This window comes from Virgibacillus carmonensis, from assembly GCF_057836705.1.
In genome coordinates, this window is the sequence record NZ_JBYQFJ010000059.1 from 1 (window position 1) to 6,086 (window position 6,086).

A 6,086-nucleotide genomic window follows, 5' to 3' on the forward strand; every position below is an offset into this window, starting at 1 on the left:
TTATGTCTCGAGTGTCTAGGCGCTGGAGCTAGACAGATAATCGCCAAAATTTTATGCTTTCTTTGCTCTTCAAAAATGACTCCAAAACTGGAGTCATTTTGATAATTATAAGATTTAGGATCAGCCCATTCATCGCCAGCCCCGTTTTTTGGCTGGTCAGCGACAACAGTTCTGTTGTTAAGCAGCATTGCTGCTAGAGATGCTGTGTTTTTTATTTTCCCCCGGGATGTTTATCAACATATTCAGGAAAGTCAGTAATAATGCCGTCAACTCCAAGTTCGAATAAGTTATCTGCTTGTTCTTGTGAACGCACCGTATAAGGGTGAATTTCCATTCCTTTAGCGTGAACACGGTCAACCAGATCGTATGTAACTATATTCATATTCGGATTAAAGTAGTCAGCGTAAGTTGCAAATTGTGCAAGTTGTTCATCTGTAACATCTGTCCAAGACATCCCAGCAAGTACACCATGTGGGATGCCTGGCAACAGTTCCTTAGATGTTTGCATCGATTCATGGTTAAACGATTGAATAATAATTTTATTATTATTCGGTTTGTGCATATTGCGTTCCTTCAAAGTTTCAGCAACTTCTTCTTCAATACCTGGGTAAAGTTCTGGTGATTTTAATTCAATTAATATACCAATCTTTCCATGATAAGCATCTAATACTTCTTCAAAAGTAGGTATCTGCTCACCCGCAAACGGTTTACTAAACCAACTTCCAGCGTCCAACTGTTTGAGTTCCTCAAGCGTAAAATCTCCAACAAAGCCAGTTCCATCTGTGGTACGATCAACAGTTGTATCATGGATAATAGCTAGCTTTCCATCTTTAGTCATTTGTACATCAATCTCAATATAATCTGCTTTCATTTCAAATGCCTTTTGAAAGGCAGCCATCGTATTTTCAGGAGCATGCCCTGAAGCACCCCGATGTGCAATATTAACCATTTGCTGCCGCTGTTTGGTTGAGATTGTTTCCTCACTAGAAGCTAATGCAGGAACCATGAACAAAGACATGAAAATTGTTGCCATTAGTAAGATTGAAAATGTACGTACCATAATTTAATCTCTCCTTTATAAGTAGTTAAACTTAGTATAAAGAAAGACTATTAAATGAAAGTGAAGCAAACATAAAGAAGTGTAAATAAAAACGAGAGATTAGTAGTAATCCTAAAGTCCTTGACTATAAAGGTTTCTTTAGGCAAACCGGGCATTCACCTCATCTTTTTCCTACTACTGCTATCTCAAAATGAGACGATTCATCTTTTCAGGAAAATCAATGAACGGGTTGCGGTTTCCTTGTATTTCATAGATAGCTTGATTACGATGTTTTTCATAAAGATCAGGAGGGGAATTCTGGTGCCATTCTAATAACAGTCCTGTATCGACTCCTTCCATATGAGATTGCTCAATTCTGTCTGGATACCTTATTAAAAAATACAACATAGCCCTAGCGACAGTTCCTTTGCCATACTCAGGTTCAAACAAATTCTCATCCGCCTTGCCACACGCCTCTTCTATTCGACTGGCTCTTATCCCCTCAGGAGTATAGTCAGTAAAATCATGGTAAGGATAATTGCTTCTAATTGAATTACAAACAGGTTCACAGGTAAATAAGTGATGAAGATCGCCACGCATTGGTTCCTGTTCATTAAACCAGGATTGTGGCACGGCATGCTCGCAATTGTATTTAAAGTTGCTTTCGATTTGCGCCAGTTGATCCATTACCCGACCACTTTTGGCATCCAGTTCTTTCTCGGCCTCTTTTTTTCGCTTTAAAGAAGTTTCATAGTCTTCTTTAATAACTTCTTCTGCCTGTCTTTTTTTCCCCGAATAAATACTGATAAGATTGCCATCTGGTCTTAAATCAACCGACGGATAAACATACTCGCTCGGATCGTACCTTACTTTGTTTGTATGGGTTTCTTCAAGAATTTCTGTTAATAATCGTATAAATTCATCATCATTTGGGTTTTCAAAATCAATGTTGCGATAATACTGCTCAATTGTTCGCTTATCTTTTTCCTCATCATAATATACTTTCTCGTCTTTCTGGATGTTTTCTTTTGTTTCGATAAGCTGGGAAATAACTTTATTGATACGTTGATGATCGGTTGTCACTGGAAACAGCTTTTCTTTTTGTTGGTGGTTTAACATCATTTTTATTCCTCCTATAATTTACGGGCCTATTTTTAATTACCCGTAGATGCTGGAAAATAACGGTTTTTCAATCGAGTAGAAAGCACCTCTAAAACAATTGCTATCAGTAAAATTGCATAGGTGATAAATCCCACTTCACGTAGATCAAAGTAAAATCCGGATGCCATGAATAGTTCAAATCCAATTCCACCTGCACCAGCTGCCGCCCCCATCGCTACAGCTACCGAGAAATTGATTTCAAATCTTAAAAAAGCCCATGACAATAAATAAGTGAATGTTGATGGCAGGACGGCACGAGTGACGATATGCCACCAGCTGGAACCAGTTGCCCGTAATGCTTCTATTATACCCTTATCTACTTCTTCAAAAGCCTCGGAAAATGCTTTAACTAAATAAGCAATAGAGTGAAACAACATGCCGAGTATTGCCGCTTCACTTCCAAGGCCCGCTGCGATCGCAAAAATCAAAACCCATAATACGGTTGGTACAGCACGAATAAAAGCAACAAAAATTCGAACCGTTTTAGATGTCCATTTATTTGATAAGTTATTTGCAGCCAACAAAGCTAGAAAGAACGCAATAACTGCACCAATAATCGTTGCTAAAAAAGCTAAACCGAGTGTAATACCTACTTGGTAAAATGCTTCGTCCAAACTAAAGTGACTTAAAGCAGGTTCTAGAAACATTGTTTTCAAGTTATAAGCCGTTTCAGAAATAGCTTTGCCTAAATCTAACCCAGAGTAATCAAAGAACATAAAGGCCATTATCGTTAATAGAGTTAAAAGGATAATCGTCCATCTCGTAACAAGTTCAATTTTGCTACCAGATTTTATATTAATTCGACCATCTGCTTTTCGTTTTATGTACGTTGCTTCCATTATAGAATCACCTTCCGAATATAGTTTGAAATAAGCTCTATAATAATAACGGCTATGACGATACTAAATGTAATAAGGGCTACCGTATTATAGTCCCTTGTTTTATAATATAAATCAAATACGAAACCAATCCCTGTACCAGTTAATATCCCAACTAATGTAGCGCTTCTGATATTCGTTTCAATCATAAATAATATCCAACTAATCATCTGTGGTAAACACTGTGGGATAACCGCTTTATGAACAATGTGAAAGTATGTTGCACCCGTTGCTCTCAACGCTTCAACTGAGCTTTGGCTCGCTTCGTCTATGGATTCAATAAAAGCTCTCGTTAAAAATCCTACAGTCCCCACAAATAATGCTAAATACCCTGTCACTGAATTTTGTCCGAAAGAAAGCAGCAAGATTAATGCCCATGCGACGACTGGAATATTTCTTGAAACAGAGGCAATAAAACGTGCCAAAGAACTGAAGAAACTATTGATTCTCGTTGTTTTAGACCCCATTAACCCTAAAAAGATGGAGACAACTGCGCCTGTTGTTGTAGCAGCAATGGACATAAAGATTGTTTCGTTTAATTTCACTAATATATCTGGCAATCTTTCAAGTGACTCCTGGGTAATAAACAAATTTGAAACTATCCAGCCTATTGCTGCGGGTAGTGTTGCAATTCCATGCAACATGTTAAAGTTCGTTATATCTGCTGATAAATAGGCTATGACAATAATAATGATGAGAAAAATGGTCGATTGCCATTTACGTTTTCGCATTAGTTTTTCATCCACTTTAATTTCTCCTTACACCGTAATTAACTCTCTAGTCTCTGTTCCGTAAATGCCGTTAATGCGTCCAAGAGTAAGGTTGTTATTTGGCCCATCAAATATAATTTCACCTTTTTTCAAGCCGATAATTCTATCAGAATAGTTCTGTGCGACTTCAACCTGATGCAAATTTACCAAGCATGTAATATTCAACTCTGAAGTAATTGCTTTTAAATGGTCCATAATAACTTTAGAGGCGTTCGGGTCAAGTGATGCAATCGGTTCATCACAAAGAACGAGTTTAGGATCCTGAATAAGGGCACGGGCAATACCAACACGTTGCTGCTGCCCACCACTTAACTGATCGCATCGTTTATACGCGTGTTCTTCAATTCCTAATTTAGCAAGCAGGAAAAATGCACGTTCCTTTTCATCTTCCGTAAATCTGCCAAGTACTCCCTGCATCGTTGTCTTATATCCAAAACGACCATGCAGCACATTTTCAATAACGGTTAAACGCGGTACGAGGTTGTAATGCTGGAAAACCATACCAATGTTCGTACGTAGTTCACGTAATTCCTTCTTCCTCATGTTGCCTACATCAAGGTCATCGAAAATAACCTTGCCTTCATTTATTTCAACCATTCGATTAATGCAACGTAAGAGTGTAGATTTCCCTGCACCAGATGGTCCAATGATCGAAACAAATTCTCCAGCCTCCACTTCAAAATTAATGTCATTTAATACTTTTGTTTCCGAGTTATACGATTTACCGAGTCCTTCAACTTGTAACAATGACATGATATTGGCTCCTTTTTTATGTAACACATTTTAGAATTTAGAGTATGTGTTCAAAAAGGAGGATAAAAAGGACCGAGAAGTTCGAGGCAGCGTAGCTTTGAGTACCGGAACGTATGCTATTAATACGTGAGGAACGGAAAAGCAAGCTAACGATGAAATTCGATGCGTCATTTTTACCGGACTTTTTGAACAACCTCTTTAAGATGTTACAGTTATTTCAGCACAGACTATTATTCTGAAAGCTTACGAATTGGGTCAAACCATGAGTCTTCAACCGGAGCAAATCTTTCTTTGTCTGACTTGAAGAATAAACCTGATTCACCAGAATCCTCAGGAACAAAGATTTGTTCATTGTTTGCAATTTCATCTGAAGTAAATATTTCTTGTAATTTATCAAAATCCTCTTGGCCTAGCACATCCAAATTTGCTACAAATGGAGCGTTTAATACTGGAGTTACACTCATTAGAGTGAATTCACTGCCTCCCAGCTTATTAAAAGGCTCTGAAGCATCATCCTGAACCTGGTAAACAGCACCTACCGTATTCGCTTCTCCTTCAGCAACTTCTACATAGTTTTCAACACACGTATCACAGAATGCCGCAACTTCTGCATTACCATTTAATAAATTTACAGCAGAACCTTGGTGGGAATTACCGAATAATACTTGAGAAAATAATTGTCCTCCTTCCATTAAGTCTTCTTCAGCTAAATCAGTATATTTCTCTTTTTTCGAGAAGTGTTCGATAATACTCGATGTTGGTACTTTAAATCCTGATGTTGAACTTGTTGATACGAATGACATGCTTTTTCCTTCTATTGTATCAAGTGAGAAATCACCGTCTGTTTTAAAGTTCTCTTGATCATCCACGTTTACCGCTAACCAGCTATGGTATACAGCGTCATCTAATGTACCTGATGGACCAGTGGGAACAACTAAAGGTTGGATTGCATCGTTACCCTTATTAGCTTCGATATAGCCTTGTGCACCCATGAATGCAAGGTCTGCATTGTTGTTAACTAATGTCTCAATAGCAATCGCATAATCAGTAGTTAAATGATGCTCTACTTCTTTACCTGTAGCTTCTTTAATCACTCTACCAATTTCATCACGTGAAGATTTCATATCCGTACCAGATTCGTTAGGATACCAAACAATTTCGATAACATCATCTGCTTCCGTATTTTCTGTTCCAGCACTTCCTTCCGAACATGCAGTTAACATTAAAATGGATAATAAAAACATTGTTATCAAATACCAATTCTTTTTCATAATTGATTCTCCCCTTCTCGTAATAAAATGGTATTGCAAAATAAGTACTTTCCAAAACTTTTTATTAACTGGTTTCATTGAAGCATAAAACACCTCAAAAAAACGTATATTTACAGTTTTTTAACCTATTCTTTACGATGTTTACATGACTTATTAATTACTCAACTTTCGCAGACTGAAATAAGTAGATGATCCCTGAGATAGTTGAATAAGC

7 protein-coding genes are annotated in these 6,086 nt (G+C 37.5%); all 7 read right to left on the reverse strand.

The window, feature by feature from the left end; translation table 11 throughout:
- A partial coding sequence (locus AC3G7N_RS20200; RefSeq protein WP_489423963.1) for a hypothetical protein occupies positions 1–188 on the reverse strand: 188 nt, incomplete at its 3' end.
- A 23-nt stretch (positions 189–211) separates the two neighbouring features.
- Positions 212–1,060: a glycerophosphodiester phosphodiesterase gene (locus AC3G7N_RS20205; RefSeq protein WP_489423964.1), complete on the reverse strand. Its 849-nt coding sequence runs from the start codon at positions 1,058–1,060 to the stop codon at positions 212–214.
- Positions 1,061–1,240: 180 nt separating this feature from the next.
- On the reverse strand, positions 1,241–2,161 hold the full coding sequence (locus tag AC3G7N_RS20210; RefSeq protein WP_489423965.1) for an endonuclease I family protein: 921 nt from the start codon (positions 2,159–2,161) through the stop codon (positions 1,241–1,243).
- Positions 2,162–2,193: 32 nt separating this feature from the next.
- Positions 2,194–3,039 carry an ABC transporter permease subunit gene (locus AC3G7N_RS20215; RefSeq protein WP_489423966.1) on the reverse strand — a complete coding sequence of 282 codons (846 nt, stop codon included), beginning with the start codon at positions 3,037–3,039 and terminating at the stop codon, positions 2,194–2,196.
- Positions 3,039–3,824, reverse strand: a complete 786-nt coding sequence (gene phnE / locus AC3G7N_RS20220) for a phosphonate ABC transporter, permease protein PhnE (RefSeq protein ID WP_489423967.1) — start codon at positions 3,822–3,824, stop codon at positions 3,039–3,041. The genes AC3G7N_RS20215 and phnE overlap by 1 nt, the downstream gene beginning before the upstream one ends.
- A 12-nt stretch (positions 3,825–3,836) precedes the next feature.
- Complete coding sequence (phnC, locus tag AC3G7N_RS20225; RefSeq protein ID WP_489423968.1) at positions 3,837–4,601, reverse strand: phosphonate ABC transporter ATP-binding protein; 765 nt, start codon at positions 4,599–4,601, stop codon at positions 3,837–3,839.
- A gap of 230 nt (positions 4,602–4,831) precedes the next feature.
- Positions 4,832–5,872, reverse strand: a complete 1,041-nt coding sequence (locus tag AC3G7N_RS20230) for a PhnD/SsuA/transferrin family substrate-binding protein (RefSeq protein ID WP_489423969.1) — start codon at positions 5,870–5,872, stop codon at positions 4,832–4,834.
- Between the last annotated feature and the right edge of the window lie 214 nt (positions 5,873–6,086).

What these genes read in the sequence shown, in the direction of transcription:
- AC3G7N_RS20210 (WP_489423965.1), bottom strand. Translation starts at nt 2,161, where the DNA reads ATGATGTTAAACCACCAACAAAAAGAAAAGCTGTTTCCAGTGACAACC.
- AC3G7N_RS20230 (WP_489423969.1), bottom strand. Translation starts at nt 5,872, where the DNA reads ATGAAAAAGAATTGGTATTTGATAACAATGTTTTTATTATCCATTTTA.
- phnC (WP_489423968.1), bottom strand. Translation starts at nt 4,601, where the DNA reads ATGTCATTGTTACAAGTTGAAGGACTCGGTAAATCGTATAACTCGGAA.
- AC3G7N_RS20215 (WP_489423966.1), bottom strand. Translation starts at nt 3,039, where the DNA reads ATGGAAGCAACGTACATAAAACGAAAAGCAGATGGTCGAATTAATATA.
- AC3G7N_RS20205 (WP_489423964.1), bottom strand. Translation starts at nt 1,060, where the DNA reads ATGGTACGTACATTTTCAATCTTACTAATGGCAACAATTTTCATGTCT.